A 23499-nucleotide genomic window follows, 5' to 3' on the forward strand; every position below is an offset into this window, starting at 1 on the left:
GCACCTCCACCAGATCGTCGGTTCGGCAAGCAGCCCGCATCACAGCGGACCCGACCCGACGACTGGTGGACGGTCGCCTATCGGCGCGGCCTCTTAGTGATGAGCACATCGCCAGGCCGCAGGCCGAATCGCGCCACTTCATGTGCAGTCGCGGTTGCAGTCATGAAGTCGCCGACATCTGCGCGAATTCGCTCGCTGTAGTACACGTCGGTGTAGTTGCAGAGTCGGACAGGAATCTCGTCGGCGTTGGACTTCTTGTCGACGCTGCTGGTCCGGTACGAAGCCAACCACCTCAGAGGCATAGGGCACCAATGCGCTGGCAGGTCCCCCAGCCACTCGATCCCAGAATCGCAATAGCTCGGGTATCGCTGTGTCATGCCGTGACCTCGGCAAGCAGCTGAGCGATTTCGGTCTCGAGACCCTTGAGGTCAGCTTCGATGACTTCGAGAGGACGGGGTGGCTCGTAAACATAGAAATGGCGGTTGAAGGGGATCTCATAGCCGATCTTCGTCTTGTCGTCGTCGACCCATGCATCGGGGACGTGCGGCAGGACCTCGCGCTCCATGAAGGCGGCGACGTCCTCGCCAAAGGGCACGTTCTCGGTGTCACGCAGGCCGGTATCGGGCTCATGCTTGCCATTGCGCCCCTCGCACGGAGCTGCGTCAGGGTCGAGTTCGCCGAGTGCGGCGAGCACGGCTTTGCGTTCAGGCGCAAGCAGCTTGAGACCGCGGCCTTCGGCAGCGGCTCTCAGCCTCGCAGTGAACACCTCACGGTCCTTGATGATCTCCCCGCCGGTGACCTCGGCCAGTGTTTCGAGTGCATCACGGATGGCCTGCTGGCGGGCCTGGCCCTCGGCCACCTCCGCATCGTGGGCTGCCCCGGCACTCTTCTTGCTCTTGGCGAGATTGATGTACGTCGTCTGGTCCTTAACGCGTGCAATGCGCTCGGGAACGGCGGCGAAGTTGAGCCGCAAGGGGCGTTCGACGGTGATCTTGCGGTAACCGAAGTCGTCGTTGTCGAACACCTTGCTGACCACCCGGGATCGGGTGCGCGGCTCGTGGGTGATGGGATCCTCGTCAGTGATGTCGCGTGTCTCCCCGTCGGTGAAGTTGCCGTGGATGCGAGTCAGATCGGCAATCTGGGAGGAGGACAGCTCATTGCGCTTGTCGCCGAGGCTGCGGCGCATCTTCTCGTAGAACTCGCGGGCGTCGATCAGCTGCACCTTGCCTCGGCGACGCTCCTCTTTACGGTTCGTGAGAATCCAGATGTAGGTGGAGATGCCGGTGTTGTAGAAGAGCTGGTCCGGCAGGGCGATGATGGCCTCGAGCCAGTCGTTCTCGATGATCCACTTGCGGATGTTGCTCGCGCCCTGACCCGCATCGCCAGTGAAGAGCGGCGAGCCGTTGAACACGATCGCTATGCGGCTGCCGCCCGTGCCGTCGACAGCAACGGGTTGCATCTTCGACAGCATGTGCTGGAGGAACAGTAGCGAGCCGTCGTCGATCCGCGGCAGGCCGGCGCCGAATCGTCCCTGGTGGCCGAACGTGTCGCGCTCGGCTTCGATCGCCTGGCGCTGCTGCTTCCACTCAACTCCGAACGGCGGGTTTGCCAGCATGTAGTCGAAGGTCCACGGGGTGTCGTCGGCACGGCGCTTGTAGCCGTCTTTGGTGAACGAATCGCCCAGGACGATGCGGTCCGCCACGTCGCCCTTGATGAGCATGTCCGATTGGCAGACCGCCCACGATTCGTCGTTGATGTCCTGACCGAACAGGTGCGGCTTGGTGTCGGCATTGTGGTCGCGCAGGAATCGCTCTGCGACGGTCAGCATGCCGCCGGTGCCACACGCCGGGTCGTAGATGGTCTTGACGACGTGGGGCTTGCCGAGGTCTGCTTCGGGCGAGAGCAGCAGGCTCACCATGAGACGGATCACCTCACGGGGCGTGAAGTGCTCCCCGGCTTCCTCGTTCGACTGCTCGGCACCGATGCGGATCAGTTCCTCGAACACGTACCCCATCTGCATGTTGTCGACGCGCTGCGGGGAGAGGTCGAGGCCGTCGAAGCGTTGCACCACTTGGAACAGCAAGTCCTTCTCGTCCATGCGGCCGATCTGGGTGTCGAAGTCGAAGCGCTCCATGACGTCGCGCACGTTGGGCGAGTACGCATGGATGTAGGCGCTGAGGTTGGCGGCGATCTGGTTCGGGTCGTCGAGCAGCCTGGCGAAGTCGAACGGGGACGTGTTGTAGAAGGGCCGCTGCGCTGCGTCGGTGAGCAATTGGTGGCGCACGTTCTCGGACTGCTTGGCGTGCAGCCGCTCGGCCGCCAGCACGTCCTCCTTGGTGTCGGCCAGCACGCAGTCGAACCGCCGCAGCACGGTGAGCGGCAGGATCACCTTGCGGTATTCGTTGCGCTTGTAGGGCCCGCGCAGCAGGTTGCAGATGCTCCAGATGAAGTTCGCCAGCTCACTGTGCGTCTGAGCGTTCACGCAGTCCCCTCTCGTGCCTGTTTGCTGGCAGGCCGGCGTCGCCACAGGCAGCGGCTCCGCCGAACGATACGCCGACGACGAGGGGCGGTTGGGGCCATCGGCGTATTCAGGTGCCTACCAGCGGCGGGCCGTCTGACCCGCGGAGTGCCGCCGCCCGGCGATGGCATTCCCTTCGCACGGTGGCGTCCATTCTGAAGCACCGTTCTGGCGAGGTCCGGTGGGCTGGCAAGGACCGCTGCGCAACTGTCGGTTGCGTGCCTCCATTCGTGTCACAACCCCCTCGTACGGTTGTTCCATGTTCAGAGACGGCGACGGCTCCACCAGCGGGGGCAGCACTTCCAACGGGGACCCACACAACAGCGGTCAGCAAGCGGCCATTGCCCCGGCACCTGCAGTGCGCGTGCACGCTGTGGATGCGTCGAGTCTGTGCGATGCTGGGTTGCGATCGCGGCTGGGCGAGATTGGCCGGGCTGAGTCCCGGCTGGCGGCAATGAAGGCTGACGTGCTGGGCGAGCTCGCTCGCCGCCGCGGCAATGCCAATGCCGAGCACACCGCGAAGGAGACTCTGTCGGTGTCTGGGCGGGCTGCGCGCAGCGACGTCAAGGCGGCTGTCGCTATGGGTGAATTGGATGCGACACGTGAGGCGCTCGCGGACGGCCGGGTTCCTGCGGGCCACGCGCAGCTGATCGCGCGTGCCGCTGGCGACGCCCCTGTCGACGACGTGTTTCTGGCCGAGCGAGCCCAGCACGAGGGCCACGACGAGTTCCGGCGCACGGTCGCGCGACACGTGGCCGAGGTGAGCCGTGACGACGGCGCGTCGCTGCTGGAGCGGCAATGGCAGCAGCGTTCGGCGCGGGTGTTCACTAGCTGCGACAACGGCATGGTGGTCATCAACGGCCAGTTCGACCCAGTGACCGGCGCCCGGCTGGCGTCGGTGATCGCCGTAACCGAGCGGCAGCTGTACCACCACGAAGACCCCAAGTCGCGGCCCACACCGGCCCAGCGCACCGCTGACGCGATCGCCAAGCTCATCTGCGAGCCCGACGCGCAACGGCCTACGGGCACCTCGCTGCTGGTGTTCGCCGATTACGACATGGTGAACCACCGGCTCGCCGACACCCGATTCTCCGACGGCACTCCGATCCCCATCAGCGAGATCGCCCGCCTCGCCGTCGACGCGCAGATCCTGCCCGCCATCTTCGAAGACGCCACCGGCGACCTGCGCATGGGACGCAGTCGCCGCACCGCCACTGAACTCCAACGCATGGCCTTGGCGTTGCGCGACGAAGGTTGCATCGGCTGCGGGACTCACCCCGACCACTGCCGATCGCACCACATCGACTTCTGGCACCGCGGCGGTCCGACCGACTACGCCAACCTCGTGCTCGTCTGCCACGGCTGTCACGAGAAGATTCACGAAGACGGCTTCACCGTCGAGCCCCACCGCACTCGCCCTGGCCGATTCCGGCTGCAACCCCCGGACGAACCACCGGGCGACCCCGAAACAGCATCCCGAGCCCCACCGCCATGAGGACCGGACCCCCCGACCCGGCCTCAGCCGGCTGAGGAGGCAGCGCGGTCGTGCAGGCGATCAGCCAGCGAGATGATCTCATCTGCCATCGCGAGTTTGTCTCGCCATGATGCTGGGATCGCCTCGGCTCCGTAGTAGGCACCAGCGATCTGGCCATAGATAGCGCCAGTGGTGTCGGCGGGATCAAACCCGTTGCACTCCAGCAGGCTCGTGGCCAGGCACAGTGCCATCGAGGTGTCGTCGGTCCATTGACCAGGCTGGAGGCCGAACGGTCCGCCGCCGACCATGTCGTCCATGGGCTCGAACGAGCCCGGCGGTTTGAACTCCAGCGTGGTGCCCAGTGCATCGCCCGCTGCCAGACCTAGCAGGCAGCCCCGGAAGCGGTCCCGCGTGGCAACCTCACCCACGCGGCGTATCCGAGCCGGGTTCGCTCCAACTGCGCACGTATTCGCGCTGGCCCGGCATTTCCGGTGAACGTGGCGTGCGGTAGCGCTTTTCCATGCCTTCCCACCATTTCGCAATCTGGTCCAGTGCCTCGTCTCCGGTCCTGCCATGACGCACTAGCCAGCAGCCGACCACGGTGCCCGTTCGACCGACACCGCCCCAGCAATGCACATAGACGGTCTTGCCGTCAGCCATCGCTCCGTCAATGTCATCGAGGATCGCCGCCGTCTTGAGAGGGCTCTCCGGTACGTGCAAGTCGACAACGGAATGGCGAACATGCTCGAACGTCGTACCGAGCTGCCTGGCCTCGTCGGCACCTGTTTCGGCATACGGCAGCAAGCCCTCGTTGGGCTCGGTCAAGTCGATGAATCGGCCGACTCCCGCGTGCAGCAGCATTCTCAACTTGTAGCCAGCTTCACTCCGGTTCAGCGCACCGGGATACTCACCCGCCGCGAACCGGTTGGGAACAACCCAGTAGGTGTTGATCGGCAAGGGCGGTCGGCTGTCTCGATTGCTCGTGTCCACCGCTACTTCCTCGATCGTCGCTGACTTCTGTAGCTGCGAGCGAGGGCGAAGCTTGCTCGCTCGCACGAGGCAGTCGGGAAGGCGGGATTTGAACCCACGACCCCCTGCTCCCAAAGCAGGTGCGCTACCAGGCTGCGCCACTTCCCGAGTCTGAAGAGCTGACCGCCCAGCCCTCGAGTCCGAGCGTACCGGCGGGTTGTCGAGTGGCCCGGGCCGGCTGGGCTCAGTCGTCGACAGCGATGACCTGAGTTGGGCAGCTTGCGGCCGCCGTCCGCACCGCGCCGTGGTGCTCGGCGCTCGGGCTGTCTTCGAGGAGCTGTACGAGACCGTCGTTGCCCACCTCGAAGATGCCCGGAGCGATCATCTCGCACGAACCGCTGCCGATGCACTTGTCGACGTCGATGGTGATCTTCACTGTGCCTCCAGCTCGTCAGGCATCCCAGCTGCCGGCTCCCATTCTTGCGAGCCGAACGCTTGCTCCCGATGCGTCAGCGCAACGCTACGCCACGTCGCCGCAGGAACGGCACCGCTCCGGCCCGCGCCTGCACCTCCCAGCAGTCGGGCAGCGGCGACTCCTGCCCGTTACTCTCAGCGGCGGCCGCGACCGGCCAATGCGCAAGCGCTTCCCCCCTACCAGGAGGACCACTGTGAAGATCGGCGTAATGATGTTCCCCACCGACAAGGCCATCGGGCCCGTCGAGTTGGCGAAGGCTGTTGAAGAACGGGGCTTTGAGTCGCTGTGGTTCCCCGAGCACAGCCACATTCCCACGAGCCGCGAAACGCCTTGGGGCGGCAACGAGGGAGCGCCGCCGCTGCCCGAGGAGTACTGGCGCACTCACGATCAGTTCGTGTCGCTGGGCGCCGCCGCAGCGGTCACCGAGAACATCATGCTCGGCACCGGCATCACGCTTGTGGCGCAGCGCGACCCGATCTGGCTGGCCAAGGAAGCCGCCACAGTGGACCGGATCTCGAACGGCCGGTTCATCTTGGGCATCGGCTACGGCTGGAACAAGGAAGAGTTGCGGAACCACGGCGTGAAGTACACCGACCGGCGCGCGATCACCCGCGAGATGATGCTGGCGGTGCGCGAGCTGTGGACCAATGACGAGGCCGAGTTCCACGGCGATTGGGTGAACTTCGACTCGTCGTGGGCGTGGCCGAAGCCGGTGCAGGAAGGCGGCCCGAAGGTCATCCTCGGCGGTGCCGCCGGACCGAAGACCATCGCCGACATCGTCGAGTTCTGCGATGGCTGGATGCCCATCTCAGGTCGCTACGACTTCGACGTGCCGATGAAGCAGATCCGCGAGTCCGCCATTGAGGCCGGCCGCGACCCCGATGAGATCGAATTCGGCCAGTTCGGCACGCCCCCCAAGCCGGAGATCCTGGAGAGCTTGGCGGAGTCGGGCTGCACCCGCGTGGTGCTCGGGCTCCCGCCGGCCGACGCCGACACGGTGCTGCCGATCCTCGACAAGTACACGGCGCTGCTGTAGCAGCTTCACGTTCCGCCGCAGGCCTCGTGCCTGCGGGATTGCACACTGCCGGCCGCGCCAGCGGGAACAATGTGGCGGTGACTGACAGCGCGCCAGGTGTCGAACACCTCGATGTCGTCGATGAGGTGGGCCGCTACGTGCGCACCGCCCCGCGGGACGAGGTGCACGAACGAGGTGAGTGGCACCGCGTCTTCCACTGCCAGATCGTGACGCTGCGTGACGGTGTGCCGACCGCAGTGCTGCAGCAGCGTTCTCGCGCCAAGGCGGCCTTTGCAGGGCTGATCGACGTCAGTGCGGCCGGGCATCTCGCCGCCGGCGAGACACCGCTCGATGGGGTGCGGGAGCTCGAAGAAGAGCTCGGCCTGTCCCCCGCCAGCACCGACCTCGTGCCGCTCGGCGTTCGCAGGCTGGCCGATGACAGCGGCGAGGGCAGATTGAACTGCGAGCTGACCAGCGTGTACCTGCTGCGCGATGACCGCCCGCTGGCCGACTACGTGCTGGCCCGCGACGAAGTCGATGCGGTGCTCGATGTACCGATTGCCGACCTGCTGGCGCTGTTCGGCGGGGCTCCGTCGCTCGCTGTGCATGGCATCTCGTCGGCCGGTCATGCCGACGCCCGCGAGGTCATGCTCGACGTGACCCTCGACGACTTCGTGCCCGGCGCCGAATACTGGGTAGTGCTGATGGTGATGGCCCAGCGATTCCTCGCCGGCCAGGGTCCCCTCGCGGTCTAGAAGCGAGCCAACAGGGCGACGACATCGTCGCCGTAGCGCTCCAGCTTGGTCGGCCCGATGCCGGGTACAAGCAGCAGCTCGGCTCGCACTGCCGGACGGCGATGAGCTATCTCGATCAAGGTCGAATCGTGAAACACGACGAAGGCAGGCACGCCGTCGGCCTGGCTGCGTTCCCGCCTCCACTCGCGCAACGCCTCAAACACCGCCGCGTCTTGGGGATCAGTCGGAGGCTCGGGCTTCTGACGATTCGACTCGGCCGGACGGTCATGCGCCACGGCGAGTGTTGGAGCTTGCACGCCCTCCGACACAGCGGGCATCGGCGGGGCGCGTTCACCGAGTTCGGCCAGGAACGGCGAGGCGGGGTCGTCGCACACCAAGGTCACTGACTCAGAGCAGCGCGTCAGCGCGACGTGAAAGACCCGGCGCTCTTCCTCGACGTCGTGAGCGAGACGGTGCGGCATCAGGCCCGCCGAAGCCTCATAGATGATGACGTGCGGCCATTCGAGACCCTTCACCCGGTGCACCGTTGCCAGCCGGACACGATCGCCGCCCGTGCCACTCCCGCCGTCAAGCCGGCCTGCCAGCCATCCGGCGAAACCGGCCGGGTCGGGGTGCAGATGTGCCACCGAGATGAGAGCTCGCAGATCATCGCCGTGCGCAGAGCGATCCACCGAGCGCCGAGACGCATCCAGCCGGGTGTCGAGGCTGCTGCCGAGCCCCAATTCGTCTCGCACGGCTTCGAGCACGTTCTGCGTGGTGAGCCGCTCATTCGCCGTGCGCTGACGCAGCATGTCGATGTCTTCGGCGAACTCGTCGATCTTTGCTGCGGCGCGATCGTCGCTGAGACGGCCCGCCAGCGCACGCACCGCACCGACGCTGCGCTGCTCGCCGATCCACTCGATGACTCGGGGTGAGAGTCCGCGTGGCGGCCGGCGGGCCGCATCCGACAGCGCACCGCTTGGCAGTGCGTGCCGGGGCGCGACGGCCAGCTTGAGCCACGCCAACGCACCCGCGACGCCCGTGCGTTCGAGAAATCCGCTGCCCAGCGGCGCGTCAGCCGCCATGCCCATGTCGCCCAGCACGATCTGCGGCACGAGCAGCGTGCTATTGACCCGCGTCAGCACCGCAATATCGCGGGGAGGGACGCCGTCGTCAACCAGAGCCGCCACTGTCTCTCGAAGCGCAGCAGCGGTTTCCGGCCCGGCCTTGACAACGGGTGCCCGCGCGCTCCGCACGTCGCTATCCGAAGGGGGCGCACTGATCTGCTTGTCGATGCGTCGCTGGTTGTGCGACAGCAGGTTGCTGGCAGCGTCGATCACAGGCGGCGGGCAGCGGTAGTTCACGTTCAAGTGATGACGCGCTGCTCCGGGGAAGTACGTGTCGAAGTCGATGAGCCACTGAGGCGATGCGCCTGCGTAGCCGTAGATGGTCTGGTCGTCGTCGCCGACTGCGAAGACTTCGGCTCGGGGGCCCGCCAACAGCCGGATCATCAGCAGGTGGGCCGGGGTCAGGTCCTGGAACTCGTCCACGAGCATCACACCGCAGACTCGGCGTGCGGCGGCACGGGCTGCCGGGTCGGCCAGGAGGATCTCGATTGCCCGGATGACCTGCTGGTCGAAATCGACCACGCCGTCCGCCGACAGATCCTCGACGAATCGCGGCGCGACGGTTGCAAAGTCGGGCACATCGGGCTGGAAATCGCGCTCCACCTGAGCGGGATCGCGCAAGCCCAGCCGGGAAACGCCGAGTGCCTCGAGCCAGGGCGCGAGCTGGTCGGTCATCGCGCGCCGGCGACGCTTGATCAGGCCGTCAAGGCGGCTACGCACCCCCATCTCGTCGATCACGTCGACGCGACCATGCTGGGATGGGCGCGCGAAGGGTCCCGTGCCGTTGCAAATGGCGAGCGCCAAGCTGTTCAGGGTGCGAACTTCAATGCCAGGAAGATCCGAAGTGCGCTCCTGCATCTCGCGCCGGGCACGCACGTTGAATGCCACGAGACACACGGCGCCCGCCGCAATCCCGACATCGCGTACCAAGTAGCGGGCACGCTCGGTGAGCACGCGCGTCTTGCCCGAGCCCGCGGGCGCCACGATGCAGGCCGCTCCCCCGAGGTGACCGACCGCTGCGTGCTGGTCGGGCGCGAGGTTCGCCTGCGGACTTGGATACCGGACTCCCGTCAGGCTGCCGACGGCCAGATTCGCAGCGGGCACGACCGGCAAAGCGAGTTCGATCGGGCCGGCATCGAAGGCGCCGAGCGGTCCGCCGTCACACCACACCGGCCCCGCATCGGTGATCACGTCTCCCGCGCCCGGACCGTCGTCTATTGCAGAACCCGCAACCAGGTCGGGCGAAGACAGGTTGCGTCCATCCAACTCGCCTGTGCGCATGTCTCGCGCACGCGGCCTGACAGCTCGTGCGGCGCCGAGCCGCAACGCCGTCTCGACGGGCGCGAAGCGCGCCCGGCCGGGGTCTCGGGCATCCACGGCATTGGCGGTGAGCAAGTGCGTCAGCACCTCAGATCGCAGCGTCGAGCCCGGTTTCAGTTCCCACCACGGTGCATGCCAGACCGGCGACGGGTCGGGTAGATCGCCGTCGAGTTCGATGACCAGGCGGGTCCGCTGCAGCCATGCGTCACGCAGACGACGGCCTACCTCTGCGCTGAAACCGTCAGCGCTGACCTGCAGACGCTCACAGCCGGCCCACACCGACGGCACCGGATCGCCGGGCCGCACCAGCACGCTGCGCCCCAGCTCGGGCGGGCCCGCTAGAGCGTCCGCACTCGTGCTCATGAACGCGTCCAGGCCAGCGTGCTGCTCGGGTCGACGTGACTCATCTCGGCGTGACCCACCAAGGCTGTGCTCGGCAGCGCTCGGGCGCGCAGTTCACCACCAGCACGGCGAGCCGCGAATCGCTAGCGGCCGACGCCGATGAGGTGCATCGCCTCCGCACGAGTGGCCGTGTTGCGGAACTGGCCGCGCACCGCCGAGGTGATCGTCAGCGAGCCGGGCTTCTGCACTCCTCGCATCGACATGCACTGGTGCTCGGCCTCGACGACCACGAGGGTGCCCCTCGGCTCGAGCACCTCCATCAGCTTGTCGGCGACCTGGGTGGTGAGGCGTTCCTGCACCTGGGGGCGGCGGGCGTACGCCTCCACCAGTCGCGCCAGTTTCGACAACCCGGTGATCATGCCCCGCTCGCCGGGGATGTAGGCGACATGCGCCCGACCCACGAACGGCATCAGGTGGTGCTCGCACATCGAATAGAACGGGATGTCCCGCACCATGACCATCTCGTCATGTCCGGTCTCGAACTGCACCTTCAGGTGGTGTTCGGGATCCTCCTGCAGGCCGGCGAATACTTCGGCGTACATGCGGGCCACACGCTTGGGCGTCTTCTGCAGCCCGTCACGGTCGGGATCCTCGCCGATCGCCAGCAGGATCTCCCTCACCGCCTTCTCGATCCGGTCGGTGTCCACCTGCTGGTCGGTCACCGCGCCATTCGTGTCAGCAATCGACGACGGCTCTGCAGCGTCAGGGCCGGTCAGAGCATCGCCAGCGTCAGAAAGTGAGCCGTGCGGCATCCGCTGAACCTACCCGCATCGGCCGGTGACACCATCGCACATTTTCTTGGTCAAAGCTGGCTACAGCAGACGTGGCAACGCGATGGCGGGGGATCTGCGCGGCACGGCAACGGTCAACGGCCCTCACAAAGTGCCAACGTTAGGATCTGCGAAATGGCCCTGTTCAGCGAACTCAAGAACACGTGGCGCCGGACCAGAGATCTGGCTTCGGCCTCCTACGGAGTTCTGAAACGCGACAGGTTCCTCATGGCCTTCCCGGCACTGTCGCTGGCCACCGCGTTGATCATCGGCGTCGCCACATGGGTAACGGTATGGGTCGCTACCGACGGGCTCAGCTTCAATACGGTTGACGATCCCGGGGCGTGGGTGGCCGAGCCCCTGCTGTGGATCGGGCTCCTGGTTGCCGTTCTGCTGTGCACCTTCGCGTCGATCTTCTTCACCTCTGCGCTGACCTATGGGGCCTGGGAGCGGTTCGAGGGCAGAACACCGACCTTCGAAGGCTGCATATCTGCTGCGAGAGCCCGGCTCCACGTCATCGTGCCGTGGGCCATCCTCGCAGGGCTCGTTGGATTCATCTTCGAGTTGCTGTACCGACTTCCGAGGTTCTTCCGCCACATGGAACAGGCTGGCCGCCACATTCCCGTAGTCGGCCAGTTCGCCGCCTTCGGGGCCGCAATCGTGGCACTTGTGCTCGAGTCGATTTGGTACCTCGTCACCTACCTCGTCGTCCCGGTGCTGGTGGTAGAAGAATCCGGCCCGATCGCTTCGTGCAAGCGCTCATTCGCGCTATTCCGCAAGACATGGGGCAAGAGCCTGATCGCGCAAGTGGGCTTCGAGCTCATCGGCTTCCTCCTCCTCTTGCCAGGTCTGTTCCTCGTATTCCTCATCGTGCTCGCCGGGTTGGGAAGCCCGGTGGCGCTCGTGATCGGCATAGGCATTGGCGTGGCATGGCTGCTTGCCGTGATCGTGGCCATGTCGGCGATTGTCGGCATCTTCAAGATGGCGCTGTACCTCTACGTCACGACTGGCGAAGTACCGGGTGAGTTCGAAGGCACCGGCCTAGAGAAGGCGTTCACCAACAAGAAGGCCCTCAAAGAGGAACGAAAGGCTCGCAAGCGATCAGGGAAGCCCCAACCCGCCGCTACTGGACTGCTCCGGCCCTACAGCAATCGGTGACGGCCCCGACACGACTGACTGCAGGACGGAACTCCGATATGCGCCCCCGGCAGGACTCGAACCTGCAACCGGCGGGATAGAAGCCCGCTGCGCTGTCCAGTTGCGCCACGGGGGCTCTGGCCACGATGACCTAGGGCCATCCTGCCATCGAACCGGCGATGGTCCAAGGGTTCTGCGGCCCAGCGAGGATCTTGTAGGTACATTCGGGCATCCGACCATCGCATCGCACCCACGCTCGGAGGAGACCGAACATGACCGCCGACGGCTCCGGCTTCCGCTTCGACACGAACGATCTCCGGTGGATCCACTATGAGGGCAGTCCGCGGTTCGACTACCCGATCGACTACGACATCGCAGTGCTCGGCCACCAAGAGGATGCCGGACGGCTCGACCTTCTGATTCGCTGGGCACCGGATGCCTACTGCCACTTCCACCGCCACGTGGCGACGACCACCTCGCTGGTGCTCGAGGGAGAGCATCACGTCATCGACATCGACGACGACGGCAACGAAGTGCACCACGATGTCCGGCCGGCCGGTACCTACTGCAGCGGCCCAGGCGGCGATGTCCACATGGAGCGCGGCGGCCCCGAGGGCTCACTGGTGCTGTTCTCCATGCACGAACCCGCCGGGCGCATGTTCGAGGTGCTCGACGCCGACCACAGCGTCCTGGCGGAGAACACCATCGAGTCCTTCATCGAGCAGGACCGCGAACTCGCGAATTGACAGACGGGCCTGACACAGGTTGTCGGAGCCCGATAACCGGAATGGCGCGCTAGCCCAGCGGCCAGCGCAGGATGCCCACCTCGGTGCTGCCGTCGGATTCCAGATAGTCCGGGTCAGCCGGGAAGGCGATCCGGTGCGGCCCCTCGTTGTCGTAACGGATCCGCACGTGCTCGTCGTCGTCAGGCGTGCCCCTGCCGGCGGCAGCGACCGCGTCGGCCACCGTTCCGAATCTGGCGAGTCGATGCAGCATGCCGATCGTCGGCGTCATCATCACCATGTCGCCGGTCTCGTTGCGCCGGATGGCATCCGCAGGGCGAACCCACTGGTGCTCGACCGCCTCGTCGTGATCAGGCAGCGGCACTTGGCCGTCAGGCATGGCGGTGAGGAAGAACCGCGTGTCGTAGCGGCGAGGGGAACCCAGCGGTGTCACCCAGCGGCCGATGAAATAGACGTTGTCGCCGTCGAGCAGCAGGTCTTCGCCTCGCACCGTCTCGATGAAGTCGCGCTCACCGGCATTGACCTCGTCCCGGTACTGCGAGAACCGCTCGGCCACATCGGGCGGCGAGAGATCGATGATGCCCGAGGGCAGGTCGCGGGGATCGTCCACACCGACCGGGTGGTGGTGATGGGCAAGCAAGATGCCCGCTTCCTCGAAGGTCTCCCGCAGCGCTGCAACCCAGAAGGCGATGCCGCCCCGCTCGATGCCGATCTGAAACGAAGCATCGTCATCGGTCAGGCCCGACACCGTCTCGTCAGCGATCTGGGTGGCATCTTCGGGATCGACGGCGCCGCCGGGATACACCCACATGTCACCCACGAAGATCGACCTGGAGTTGCGCTTCAGCATCAGCACATGGGGATCGTTCTCGTCGGACAGGATCATCACGGTGGCCGCATCACGCACAGTGACGGCTTCGGGGTCGTAGTCGCCCCCGCTCCCGGGTGACTTGGCGCCAACCGAGGCGCGGCGCTCCGGGGCTCCGTCGGACGCTTCAGTCATCGGCGGCCCGACAATTCAGTCAACGCTCGATCGAGTGACCGGTCGATCGACTCAGTAGTCGATGCCCGCGCAGACGAGGCATTCTTCGCCGTCGTGGCTGGCGCGAGCCGCTGCTGCGTCGTCTTCAGACTGGTATTGCGGCGTCGGGTGGCGCTCGACACGGTCGTCCTCGTAACCGCCATTACCGCTTGGCTCGGCGCTCGCCTCGGCCGATCCGTCTCCGGTCGGCACGGCGCACTCGGGCAATTCCTCGGCCTTCGTGGACGGGGCGAACACCCGGTCCTTCCAGCGGTCCGAGTCCGACCAGCGGTACGGCAGGTGCGCCATGGAACCCGGCACGCGCAAGTTCTCGAAGGCGGCCAGCGTGTCGCGCAGGATCTGTTGGTTGAGCTCCGGCTCGTGAGGACGACCCGAGGTGTGGCCCAGCGGATAGTCCAGATAGACGGATCGAGGCGGCCAGGCCGCCCGGGTGATGTCGCGTGCGCTCGACATCGACAGCGTCGGGATTCCTTCGGCCTCAATGGACCTCGCGATCAGACCCCCGGTCTGATGGCAGACAGGTCACACCGGCACGAGCAGCACCACGTCGAGCTCATCGGCCACGCAGCGCTTGGCCAGCTCCGGGATCAGCTCCTCGCGAACGCGCCGGGTGCTGTAGATGCCGCCCATCAGGGTGTAGGCGTTCGGGCCCAGCTCGCCGATCTCGCCGCTGTCTCGCAGGGCACGCAGGGCCTCGATGGGGAATACGCAGTTGATGTCGGAGCGAGCATCGGTCAGGTCGTAGGCGAAGTGTGTCGCCCGCAGGTCGGACGTGTCCACGTCGGTGGGGATGGCCCGGTACGTCGTGTCGTCGCGATAGTGGAACGCCGTCTGGCCCACGGCATAGACGCCGCCGGTAGCGATGAGTCCGATGCGGCACTCCGAGATCGGCTTGGTCAGCGGTGTCCACGGCGGCGGCGTCTCGCTGTGCACCCAGCGGTACTCGCCGTAACCCAGGCCGATGTACTGGGCCGTGATCCGCGGGATGTACTCAACAGGTGGCTGGCGGGCAGCGACGGTCTGAGTGCTCACGCTCCTACGGTACGCGGTCGGCACAGCTCCCGGCAGAAGACAGGTGCCAGACACCTGAAATCCGGTAGCGAGGCCACGTCACCCGTGGCATCCTTGACCACCCCGTGCGGGTCGTAGCTCAGTTGGTTAGAGCGCCAGTTTGTGGCACTGGAGGCCGGGGGTTCGAATCCCCTCGATCCGCCCGCCGCTCACCGACCGCTTGTGTCGGGAGGCGTCGTTAGCCTTGCGGGGCACCATGCGCCTCTAGCTCAATTTGGCAGAGCAACGGACTCTTAATCCGCAGGTTCTGGGTTCAAGTCCCAGGGGGCGTACCACAGGCTCGCCGGAGCGCTCCGGCATGTGCACTGATGAGGTTGTCTGATGGGCCAAGGCAGCGAAGCCAGCGAACCGGAGTCGTCCGAGTTCCACCCCGCGGCAGACGACCTGATCGAGCACAACCGACAGGTAGCAGATGCCGTCAAGACGCCCGGCATGGCGGCGCCACCCAGCCGTCAGGTGGCCATCGTGACCTGCATGGATGCCCGGATGGACCCGCTGGCAGAGCTGGGTTTGACAGTCGGCGAAGCCCACGTCATCCGCAATGCAGGCGGCGTGATGACCGACGACGTCATGCGCTCGCTGTGCATCTCACAGCAGCTGCTCGGCACCCGGGAGATATTGGTCATACATCACACGAAGTGCGGCATGTGCGGGCTCGACGAAGCTGCTTTCAGCAACGTCCTCGGCCAGCGCCTGGGTGCCCGGCCCAGCTGGCCCATCTGTTCGTTCGCGGACCCCGCCGACGACGTGCGGGCCGCCATCGCGACGCTGCGAGCCTCACCGTTCATCGAGCACGACACCGCAGTCCGCGGCTTCATCTACGACGTCGACACCGGCCTGCTCAACGAGGTGCCGGCAGTCGCATAGTCGCACAGCCTCCAAGCAGACCGGTTCAACCCGATTTGGTGATCTTGACGGTGTGTGTGCGCCCGTCGTCCGAGGTGACCGACACGGTGTACCCCCGCACCGTGATCGAGTCGCCGGCTTCCAACAGCGGGAAGTCCTCGACAGTGCCATCGCCGCTGTCGCCTGCGATCTTCAGCGGCAGCTCGCCGGCACCCAGGAACGTGTCGACGGTGTATACCAGCACCCCTTCCACCGGCAATCCCGGCGGAGTGACGCGTGTCCCGGCGCTGTCGGTGTAGGGCTGTACCGCGTCGAACCCGAGCCGGCGTCGGCTCTCCACCACCAACACCTGGCTTGTCGTCAGCGGAACCGCAGCCATGACCGGGCCGCCGCGAGGGACGGCGACGGGGTCAAGCTCGACAGTCGCAGACGACTCGGTGACACAGAGCACTTCGTCATCATTGAGCCACCCCAACTGCCAGCGGCTCCACGCGAGCATCTCCTCGAACACGAGTCGATTCCCGATGGCCCTCGATGACGCGCCATCGGCATGGCGCCGGATCTCCGTGAAGCGCGCATCGTCGATCGCGGCGGGGAAGTATGACTCGAGGTTCATGCGGCCGAAGCTCACCGGCACCCAGACCCGTTGATCTGCAAGGGCCGGCCGTCGATGCTGATCGCCGTAGGGATACAGATCGGTCAAGCCCAGCGCATGGCCTATCTCGTGGGCGGCAGTCGAGCCCCACCGTCGAGGCCCGGTTCCGGTGCTGCCTCGAAAGATGTTGGTGACGGTCAGTTGCATCACAGCTTCATCGGCCGTCTGGCTGCCGCCGGCGAGGCCACCACCGAAGTGGCTGCTGGGGAACACGATCAGCACGACATCTGAGCCGCTGAAATCGAAATCCTCGTCTGCGGCGGCAACGATTTCGCCGAACAGGTCTCGTGTCTCCACCTCAGGCGCTTCGCCCTGCTCATTCGGCTGCACCTCGGCGATGTACTCGCTGCGTGGTCGGTCCGTACGCAGCCAGCCATGCCGCACATTGACCGAGACGTCCAGCTGGCCGTAGCTGACCGCTTCGAGATAGCGAATCATGAACGGCAAGCCGCCCTCGGCCTCCTTCTCGGTCGTGTGATCCGCCACGAAGTCGGGAAACTCGGCGAACAGTACGGCTATGCGCAGTGTGCCGGTCGCTGGGGGCGCCCACGACGGCAGAGGAAAACCAGCGGTCGTCAGCAATGTCGGGCCGGGAGGCATGCATCCCCGCGACACCTCGACCGCAGCGCCCTCCGAGCCCCTGACGCGTATCTGCATGTCAATGAGGCGGTTGCCGTCGACCTTGTAGGTCACGTACGCGATGCGCTCGCCGTCGGGAGACCAGGCCGGTTCGATCTCGGGGCCTGGCTCATCGGTCAATCGGAACGAACGGAACCCGTCCACCTCGACGATGCGAATGTCAGATTCCCGCCAATCGCCACTGACGTACGCAATGCGTGAGCCATCGGGCGACCAGGCCAAGCCCTCGACATGCGCACCTCCGGTGAAGATGCGGGGGTTCGTTCCGTCGACGTTGATGACACCGAGTTGGTCGGACTTGACGTACGCGATGCGCGTGCCGTCAGGAGACCATCGAGGCGAGTAGTAGCGGCCTTCCGCAACAGTCGTCCTGTTCCGGCCGTCATCCGCGTCCATGGTCATCAAAGATCGGACTCCACCGAGAATCCCGCCGGACTCCAAAACTTCACGACCGGTCTCGCGGCTAAAGACGATCCGGCTGCCGTCGGGAGACCATGAAGGCGACTCGTCGAATACGTCGCCGCTCGTCAGCCGGGTGTTGCCGGTTCCATCTGCGTTCACAACGAAGATGTGCGAAATCCCTGGCCGCATCGAGTAGTCGGGTAGCGAATAGGCGAGCTTCGTACCGTCGGGCGACCACACCGGCGTGTCGACGGTGGCACCACCAGACGGCGGCCTCAGGACCCGACGCTTGCTGCTGCCGTCGGGGCGAGCCGTCCACAGCGCTGCCTGTTCCCGATACGTGATGTGGCGGCAGTCCGGCGACCACGCCGGGGCGCCGATGCTCGAAGACGGACCAAGGATCCGGACATCCTCGCCGGTGCGGGAGCCGCCGCACGTTCCCGCCGGCAGAACCGCCGGCACGAAGGCCGGTTCGTCAGTCTCGTCCGCCTCATCGACGGCTTCGCCTGCGAGATATGCGTCGATCGCTGCTTGGGAGACCGCGGCATTCCCGCCGAAGACGGTTAGCTGCAGATCATCAATCCCGTCAGATTCGCGAGCCGCATCGAGGAACGCTGCCGTCTCGGCTGGGATGGCACCGGGGTCTGCCAGTACCAATGGCGCACACTGCCGAGCCAGCAAGGACGCTGCGCTGAATGAGTCGAACGGCACCCGAGCACGAGCCAGGCCGACAGCAGAGCCCCCGAAGCACGTGCCGTCCGAGTGCCGGGCCATGAAGCTCGCCGTCTTGATCGCCGTGTCGTAGCGGGTCTCGCCGGCCATCCGGCTGACTGCGACTCCCAACGCCTCGATGGAATCCTCCACTGCTGCTGACAGCGCGGCAGGCCCGCCCATCAGGACGACGTGGCGAATGCCTGCCTCGCTCAGGTACGACTCGACACGCGCATCGAGATTCGCTTGCGGGCTCAACAGCACCGGGTGGCGGCCCCGGGCCGACAGTGGGCCAGCGACGAGCGCATCGGCGAACACCTCACCGCTCGCCACGATGACGGTCGATCCGAAGTCGCCGAGCGGTCCTGCAGTTCCTGCACGACGAGCCACTTCGACGCCCGTCACGTACTGGTCCGCGCCGCCGACCCATTCGACATCCAAACCTGCCGCCTCAAGGGCCGATGCGACCGAGACCGAGATGGACCGAGTCTCAGGATCTGCCCCGGCGCTCACGAGGAGCGCATCGGAAGCCCCGACGCGCTGCAGGAACTCCAGCGCATCGTCTCGAAGTTCGTCAGGCGGGGTCATGAGCACGGGTGCTTCGAGCTGACCGGCGACTGACGCTGCGACGACGGCTTCATGCCAGCTGCGGCCTGACACCAACACGACTGAGTCGAGACTGCCGCCGGCATCGTCGGCGACGGCCTCGGCGACTAGCAGCGAAGTGGCGTACCTATCGGCACCGCCGTAGCGAGTGAGGCTGACTTCTGCGAGATCGGCGCCTTCGGCGGCGGCTGCGACGGGCGCGAGCGTCGCTGCGCCGATACTCCACGCCAGCAGCAGGGCGAGCGCGGCGGCGAAACGCTTCATCGCGTGCACGTGAGCTTGCATATGGTGTTCAGGTCCTAGGGGGGCGTCGGGGCCGTGGGCCAGCCGGGCACGCCTTCGTCTCGCTCTACACCGGTGCTGTTGAGCAGGCCGCTGACCATCCGGTAGCACCCCGACGCAGCGATGAGGTGCACCATCTCGGCTTCGCTGAAGTGCGAAACCGCCTCGTCCCAGGTGGCATCGGAGACGCAATCGTCGGAGTACAGGTCGTCGACCACCTGCAGCAGCGCCGCCTCAGCCGGCGTCCAGTTGCCTTCGGGAATGGGCCGGGTGACGAGGTAGATCTCCTCGTCGGTCATGCCCTCGGCTTGGGCGATCAGCGTGTGCTGGCCAAACTCGTATACGGATTGGCAGTTCCAGCCCATGCGCAGCACGGCAGTCCTTCTCGTCGGTCCCGCAAATGTAGGAGAAGCTGCCTCGGTTGTTCACTGGCCGGACTGCTCCCTGGACCGCTCTCTAGGCTGCGGGCATGACCGAGCCAGCCATCTCGACCTTTCCCGTGCCCGACATCGCGGACATGCCCGACGACCTGCGCGAACGAGTCGAGCTGATCCAGTCCAAGACCGGCTTCGTGCCCAACGTGTTCCTCGCACTGGCGCACCGGCCCGACGAGATGCGCGCGTTCATGGCCTACCACGACGCGCTCATGGAGGGCGAGGGCGGGCTGACGAAGGCTGAGCGGGAGATGATCGTGGTGGCCACCAGCGGGGCCAACAACTGCCTCTACTGCGTGGTGGCACACGGGGCGATCCTGCGCATCCGCGCCAAGGACCCGCTGTTGGCCGACCAGCTGGCCGTCGACCCCTCCAAGGCTGATCTCACCGATCGGCAGCGGGCGATGATCGACTTCGCCCTGAAGATGTGCCGCGAGCCGTGGTCGGCCTCAGCCGACGATCACGACGAACTGCGGGCTCATGGGTTCAGCGACGACGACATCTGGGACATCGGTGCCATCACCGGCCTGTTCGCCCTGTCGAACCGGATGGCCCACCTGACGTCGATGCGACCCAACGACGAGTTCTTCACAATGGGCCGCTAGCGAGCCGGGTACACGAGCTCGCCCTCAGCCGCTGCGGCGGGTGCGACCACCACGATGGTGCCGTCTTGCACTTGGACGGTGCCCATCGGCTTGGCCACATTGACGCCTCGCTCGTCGAAGCGGATCGGGCCGTAGAAGGTGTCGATATCGAGATCTCGCAACGCATCACGCACGGCATCGGTGTCGAGGCTGCCGGCAGCCTCGATGGCTAGGTGCAGCGCAAGCGCGGCGGTGGTCGATCCGGCCGCCTGGTAGATGGGCGCTTCGCCCCAGAGGTCCTCGTAGGTGTCTGCGTAGGCACTCGCTGAGCCGAAGCTCTCGTCCTCGTAGGCCATCACGGGCTCCCACGGCGTGGGCCCGAGCACGCCGTCGGCGCCGCTGCCGACATCAGCGAGCAGCTGCGGGTTGGCGGGGCCGACAGTGATGAGCATGCCGTCGGGACCGAAGCCCTGTGCCTGTGCCGAGCGCAGGAACAGCACGGCGTCGTCGTAGTGGCCGCCGCCCACGAAGATGTCCGGTTCGAGCGCCGCAAGCTCGGTCATGAGATCGTCGACGTTGTCAACGCCGACCGGGTACTGCCTCATCGCCAGCACCTCGACGCCGTTGGCCTCAAGGTGGCGTTGCGCGCCCTGCGCGACCGATGTGGCGAACGGCGTGTCTTCATGCGCCACCACTGCGGTGCGCGCACCGCGCTCTGCGAGCAACTCGATGCTCGACCGCGTGTAGTCGGAGGCGACAACGCCGATGTAGAACAGGTTGCGGTAGCCCCGGTCGAAGAGACCGTCGGAGGCGCCGTTGCCTTCCACCATGATCACGTCTCGCGCCTCGGCGGCGGCGCTGGCAGGTCCGGTCAGCGTGCTGGAGTACGGGCCGAGCAGGAAGTCGACTTCGTCTTCGTCGATAAGCTGCTCGATGAGAGCGCCGATCCGGTCGGGGTCAGACTCATCGTCGCGATAGACGATCTCGGCCCGGTAGCGGCCGTCGCCGACGCGGATGCCGCCGTGTTCCTCATTCACCCAGCGCAGCCAGGTGTCGTAGCCCTGACGCACAGCCTTGCCTTCGGCAGCGAATCGGCCCGTTTCGCTCAGCGCTGCGCCGATGCGGACCGTGCCGTCGAAACCGTCATCGTCGCCGGCGTCGCCCCCGGTGCACGCCGCCGCCAGCAGAACAGCCGCTGCCAACGCTGCCGCAGTTTGCGCTCGACGGCGCCACGGAGTACCGAATTGAGCTCGAGTCATGTTCAAGTCTCCGGTCTGTTCAGGGTTCCTGTCCGCAACCGGCCGGCAGCGTATGTGCAGGAATGCGATACAACACGCTGCGCTCTTCATACTGGTCGTGTTTTCTCGTCGTCTGCGCAGTCCCAATCACCCGTCGCTGACTGCTAGAACCGACCGGGTGGAGCCGAAGGCACTGCCGGGTCCCGCGTCGGAGCGCATGTCCAAGCAGCGCTCCCGCGATACGGGACCGGAGCGGCTGATCCGCTCAGCGCTGCACCGGCGCGGCCTGCGCTACTTCGTGCATCGCCGGCCGCTGCCCGAGGTGCGCCGGGAAGCCGACGTGGTGTTCCCCCGCTTGCGGGTAGCGATCTTCGTGGACGGCTGCTTCTGGCACGGATGCCCCGAACACGGCACCAAGCCCCGCCGCAACGCCGAGTACTGGGAAACCAAGATCGCCCGCAACCGCGCTCGCGACGCCGACACCGACGCCCGCCTAGAGGCCGCCGGCTGGACCCCAGTCCGCATCTGGGAACACGAAGAACCCGACGAAGCCGCCGCCCACATCGAACAACTCATCCGCACCCGCGCTCGCTACCTCGCAAACCCCAAGCACGCCGACATCTGAGACCGCGGCTGCTGGGTGTTTCGCGCCAGACATGCATTGACACGCGTGCGAAACCTGCACTCAGGACTGTGCAGAATTGGTAGTCAGCGATGTGCAGAACTTGTAGTCAATGACGTGTGACCCTTGCAGTGGAGGCCGCAAAGATCGCCGCCAGAACCCTCTGGAAGCCCACGAACGCGACAGCGTGCTCTCAATGCCGCGGACAGGCTTAGATACGTGGACAGAGCTAGCCTCGGAACCTATTGGCTCGGTGCCATTGAAGATACTCAGCTAGTGGAGGCTCGGAAGCGAGCGGCAAGACGAGCCGGTCCTGCATGGCGCTTCCGAAGTATTGCCCAACCCCCGTATCGAATTCGATGCTCGACCTCAGCAGCTGCGACCTACGTATACGCAGATCATCCTCAATAGCTATGAGACCCCGGTCAAACGCCGCATCATGCATACGGCACGCAGCAATCCCATTGAGGGGATCTAGCCTCTCGTCGTCGCTCGCTGAAGCCCACGGCTTGATGTGCGAACCCCAAAGCAGGCCTTCCTTCGGAAGTGACTTTGGCGAGAACCCACAGAATCCACAGGTGTGGTCGAACCTCTGTCGGACAGTGGTCGAGAATGCATCTTGTCCAATTCGAGTGCGGTGCAAGACCAGTCGCGTTGTGTCTCCGGATGGCAGCGCGCGCGGCGTTCCACCAATTGCGCTGTCAAGTGCTTCCACTTGGCTCTGGATGCTCGGATCGGCCTGTAGGTCAACGGTTGGATCGATAACGGCCTCGTCGGGGATGCTCTCTAGGAAGTCCGGCAAGTCCTGCTCGCCAATTCCTTGCATTCTGGCCGTTTGAAGGACTACCTCATAGAGAGTCCGGTAGTGCATCGGAGCATCTGCCATAGCCAAGAAAAAGGGCAGGTCGAATTTGGCACCATTCGGCAATCTGCCATTCAAGTTGACCATCTTGAGGATCAGCGAGCTCGGATTGCGGCGAAGCAGACGAGCGAGCGTGTGCACGATCTGCGGCGCACTCGCGTGCGTCTTGCTCCCATATCGGTGTGGGTTGGGGACCACTCGCAGCAGGCCACAGCACAGGATCGTCTCGACGGGTAGGAATCTCCTGCGACCCTGGCCGGGTTGACGGTCACGAATGGCACGCCACTGCTCGCGAGCGGCCGCATCCGTTAGCCCGACGTAGTCGCTCAGCGCTGTCATTCAGTCATGTTCGCATTCTCTTAGTTCCAGCGGACGACATGCGCACGGCTCGCCGCAGCCCCGCAGCAGTCTTCCGTCGCGAAACTGCGGCAGCGCGTTCAGGATTGCGACTTCGAGTATCTCGTCGAAGTGTTGGCGACAGGCGAAGACAGTGGACTTCACTCTTCCGGCATCAAGCTTCCACGACACGCAATACCACGCGCCGCTGCCGCCAGGCGGCGGCGGACAGACTCCACATTCGCGGTAGCCGAAGTCGACTGACACGACGAGCCGAATCTTGCCTCCAGCCTGCGGTACTTCCTCGAGCGACGTGCTGAGAGCCATCTTTCCTCCTTGGCTGACTCCATGCGGCAACCATGCCGGCCTGAGGCCAGCGGAGGCCGGCAATTCACCGGGCTCAGCGGCAGGTGAGGATCCGGCGCGTCGGCCGGTGCGCTGGCGGTCGTCAGAAGCCGAGGGCGGTGAGGGGGTCGGTGTAGGGG

Annotated in this window: 21 protein-coding genes, 4 tRNA genes and 2 pseudogenes; 10 read left to right on the forward strand and 17 right to left on the reverse strand. The window is 65.7% G+C overall.

Annotation, left to right across the window (positions count from 1 at the left end; translation table 11 throughout):
* Window positions 1–77: 77 nt before the first annotated feature.
* Both VI480_RS02855 and VI480_RS02860 read right to left on the reverse strand, forming a co-directional pair.
* Window positions 78–287 carry a hypothetical protein gene (locus tag VI480_RS02855; RefSeq protein WP_323671307.1) on the reverse strand — a complete coding sequence of 70 codons (210 nt, stop codon included), beginning with the start codon at window positions 285–287 and terminating at the stop codon, window positions 78–80.
* An 86-nt stretch (window positions 288–373) separates the two neighbouring features.
* Window positions 374–2482: a class I SAM-dependent DNA methyltransferase gene (locus VI480_RS02860; protein WP_323671308.1), complete on the reverse strand. Its 2109-nt coding sequence runs from the start codon at window positions 2480–2482 to the stop codon at window positions 374–376.
* Between the two features lie 295 nt (window positions 2483–2777).
* Between VI480_RS02860 and VI480_RS02865 the strand changes: the two genes are divergently transcribed.
* On the forward strand, window positions 2778–4013 hold the full coding sequence (locus tag VI480_RS02865) for an HNH endonuclease (RefSeq protein WP_323671309.1): 1236 nt from the start codon (window positions 2778–2780) through the stop codon (window positions 4011–4013).
* Window positions 4014–4036: 23 nt separating this feature from the next.
* On the opposite strand, the pseudogene VI480_RS15520 reads toward VI480_RS02865, so the two are convergent.
* The 5 genes and pseudogenes from VI480_RS15520 to VI480_RS02885 form a co-directional block, all read right to left on the reverse strand.
* Window positions 4037–4183 (reverse strand): annotated as a pseudogene (locus tag VI480_RS15520) (ADP-ribosylglycohydrolase family protein); the annotation flags it as partial.
* Window positions 4184–4186: 3 nt separating this feature from the next.
* A pseudogene (locus tag VI480_RS15525) lies at window positions 4187–4420 on the reverse strand (ADP-ribosylglycohydrolase family protein); the annotation flags it as partial.
* Window positions 4413–4949, reverse strand: a complete 537-nt coding sequence (locus tag VI480_RS02875) for a protein-tyrosine phosphatase family protein (protein ID WP_323671311.1) — start codon at window positions 4947–4949, stop codon at window positions 4413–4415. The gene VI480_RS02875 and the pseudogene VI480_RS15525, both read right to left, overlap by 8 nt.
* A 106-nt stretch (window positions 4950–5055) precedes the next feature.
* Window positions 5056–5129: transfer RNA gene (locus VI480_RS02880), tRNA-Pro, on the reverse strand.
* A 76-nt stretch (window positions 5130–5205) separates the two neighbouring features.
* Window positions 5206–5397, reverse strand: coding sequence for a ferredoxin (locus VI480_RS02885; RefSeq protein WP_323671312.1), 192 nt, complete (start codon window positions 5395–5397; stop codon window positions 5206–5208).
* Window positions 5398–5629: 232 nt separating this feature from the next.
* On the opposite strand from VI480_RS02885, the gene VI480_RS02890 reads away from it, so the two are divergent.
* Together VI480_RS02890 and VI480_RS02895 are read left to right on the forward strand one after the other, a co-directional pair.
* Complete coding sequence (locus tag VI480_RS02890; RefSeq protein ID WP_323671313.1) at window positions 5630–6472, forward strand: LLM class F420-dependent oxidoreductase; 843 nt, start codon at window positions 5630–5632, stop codon at window positions 6470–6472.
* Between the two features lie 77 nt (window positions 6473–6549).
* Entirely contained in the window at window positions 6550–7206 is a 657-nt protein-coding gene (locus VI480_RS02895) for an NUDIX hydrolase (RefSeq protein ID WP_323671314.1), read from the forward strand.
* Here the strand turns inward: VI480_RS02895 and VI480_RS02900 are convergent.
* Entirely contained in the window at window positions 7203–9995 is a 2793-nt protein-coding gene (locus VI480_RS02900; RefSeq protein WP_323671315.1) for an ATP-dependent DNA helicase UvrD2, read from the reverse strand. The two genes, VI480_RS02895 and VI480_RS02900, sit on opposite strands and share 4 nt — an antisense overlap.
* Before the next feature lie 122 nt (window positions 9996–10117).
* Window positions 10118–10786, reverse strand: coding sequence for a GTP cyclohydrolase I FolE (gene folE, locus VI480_RS02905; protein WP_323671316.1), 669 nt, complete (start codon window positions 10784–10786; stop codon window positions 10118–10120).
* A 153-nt stretch (window positions 10787–10939) separates the two neighbouring features.
* On the opposite strand from folE, the gene VI480_RS02910 reads away from it, so the two are divergent.
* Window positions 10940–11962, forward strand: coding sequence for a DUF6159 family protein (locus tag VI480_RS02910; RefSeq protein WP_323671317.1), 1023 nt, complete (start codon window positions 10940–10942; stop codon window positions 11960–11962).
* A gap of 41 nt (window positions 11963–12003) precedes the next feature.
* Here VI480_RS02910 and VI480_RS02915 read toward each other — a convergent pair.
* Window positions 12004–12077: transfer RNA gene (locus VI480_RS02915), tRNA-Arg, on the reverse strand.
* Window positions 12078–12213: 136 nt separating this feature from the next.
* Here VI480_RS02915 and VI480_RS02920 point away from each other — a divergent pair.
* A complete protein-coding gene (locus tag VI480_RS02920) occupies window positions 12214–12687 on the forward strand; it encodes a cupin domain-containing protein (RefSeq protein ID WP_323671318.1) in 474 nt (157 codons plus the stop codon).
* A 49-nt stretch (window positions 12688–12736) separates the two neighbouring features.
* Here the strand turns inward: VI480_RS02920 and VI480_RS02925 are convergent, their stop codons facing one another.
* The 3 genes from VI480_RS02925 to VI480_RS02935 form a co-directional block, all read right to left on the reverse strand.
* Entirely contained in the window at window positions 12737–13687 is a 951-nt protein-coding gene (locus VI480_RS02925; protein ID WP_323671319.1) for a hypothetical protein, read from the reverse strand.
* Between the two features lie 51 nt (window positions 13688–13738).
* A complete protein-coding gene (locus tag VI480_RS02930; protein WP_323671320.1) occupies window positions 13739–14179 on the reverse strand; it encodes a hypothetical protein in 441 nt (146 codons plus the stop codon).
* A 69-nt stretch (window positions 14180–14248) separates the two neighbouring features.
* Entirely contained in the window at window positions 14249–14758 is a 510-nt protein-coding gene (locus VI480_RS02935) for a glycine/sarcosine/betaine reductase selenoprotein B family protein (RefSeq protein WP_323671321.1), read from the reverse strand.
* Window positions 14759–14864: 106 nt separating this feature from the next.
* Here VI480_RS02935 and VI480_RS02940 point away from each other — a divergent pair.
* The 3 genes from VI480_RS02940 to VI480_RS02950 all read left to right on the forward strand — a co-directional run bounded on the left by VI480_RS02940 (window position 14865) and on the right by VI480_RS02950 (window position 15664).
* Window positions 14865–14940: transfer RNA gene (locus VI480_RS02940), tRNA-His, on the forward strand.
* A 55-nt stretch (window positions 14941–14995) separates the two neighbouring features.
* A tRNA-Lys gene (locus VI480_RS02945) sits at window positions 14996–15072 on the forward strand.
* A gap of 46 nt (window positions 15073–15118) precedes the next feature.
* A complete protein-coding gene (locus VI480_RS02950; RefSeq protein ID WP_323671322.1) occupies window positions 15119–15664 on the forward strand; it encodes a carbonic anhydrase in 546 nt (181 codons plus the stop codon).
* Window positions 15665–15689: 25 nt separating this feature from the next.
* Here VI480_RS02950 and VI480_RS02955 read toward each other — a convergent pair whose 3' ends face one another.
* Window positions 15690–18920, reverse strand: a complete 3231-nt coding sequence (locus VI480_RS02955; protein WP_323671323.1) for a cell wall-binding repeat-containing protein — start codon at window positions 18918–18920, stop codon at window positions 15690–15692.
* 35 nt (window positions 18921–18955) lie between these two features.
* On the reverse strand, window positions 18956–19312 hold the full coding sequence (locus VI480_RS02960) for a hypothetical protein (RefSeq protein WP_323671324.1): 357 nt from the start codon (window positions 19310–19312) through the stop codon (window positions 18956–18958).
* Window positions 19313–19407: 95 nt separating this feature from the next.
* On the opposite strand from VI480_RS02960, the gene VI480_RS02965 reads away from it, so the two are divergent.
* Window positions 19408–19977 (forward strand): peroxidase-related enzyme, encoded by a 570-nt coding sequence (locus tag VI480_RS02965; protein ID WP_323671325.1) that lies wholly within the window; start codon window positions 19408–19410, stop codon window positions 19975–19977.
* On the opposite strand, the gene VI480_RS02970 is transcribed toward VI480_RS02965, so the two are convergent.
* A complete protein-coding gene (locus VI480_RS02970; protein ID WP_323671326.1) occupies window positions 19974–21158 on the reverse strand; it encodes an amino acid ABC transporter substrate-binding protein in 1185 nt (394 codons plus the stop codon). The two genes, VI480_RS02965 and VI480_RS02970, sit on opposite strands and share 4 nt — an antisense overlap.
* A 214-nt stretch (window positions 21159–21372) precedes the next feature.
* Between VI480_RS02970 and VI480_RS02975 the strand changes: the two genes are divergently transcribed.
* On the forward strand, window positions 21373–21819 hold the full coding sequence (locus tag VI480_RS02975) for a very short patch repair endonuclease (protein WP_323671327.1): 447 nt from the start codon (window positions 21373–21375) through the stop codon (window positions 21817–21819).
* A gap of 226 nt (window positions 21820–22045) precedes the next feature.
* On the opposite strand, the gene VI480_RS15530 is transcribed toward VI480_RS02975, so the two are convergent.
* Window positions 22046–23017: an HNH endonuclease gene (locus VI480_RS15530; protein ID WP_416246625.1), complete on the reverse strand. Its 972-nt coding sequence runs from the start codon at window positions 23015–23017 to the stop codon at window positions 22046–22048.
* Window positions 23018–23499: the final 482 nt, after the last annotated feature.

It is taken from the genome of Candidatus Poriferisodalis multihospitum (assembly GCF_028283155.1).
Taxonomy (GTDB): Bacteria; Actinomycetota; Acidimicrobiia; order Acidimicrobiales; family Poriferisodalaceae; genus Poriferisodalis; species Poriferisodalis multihospitum.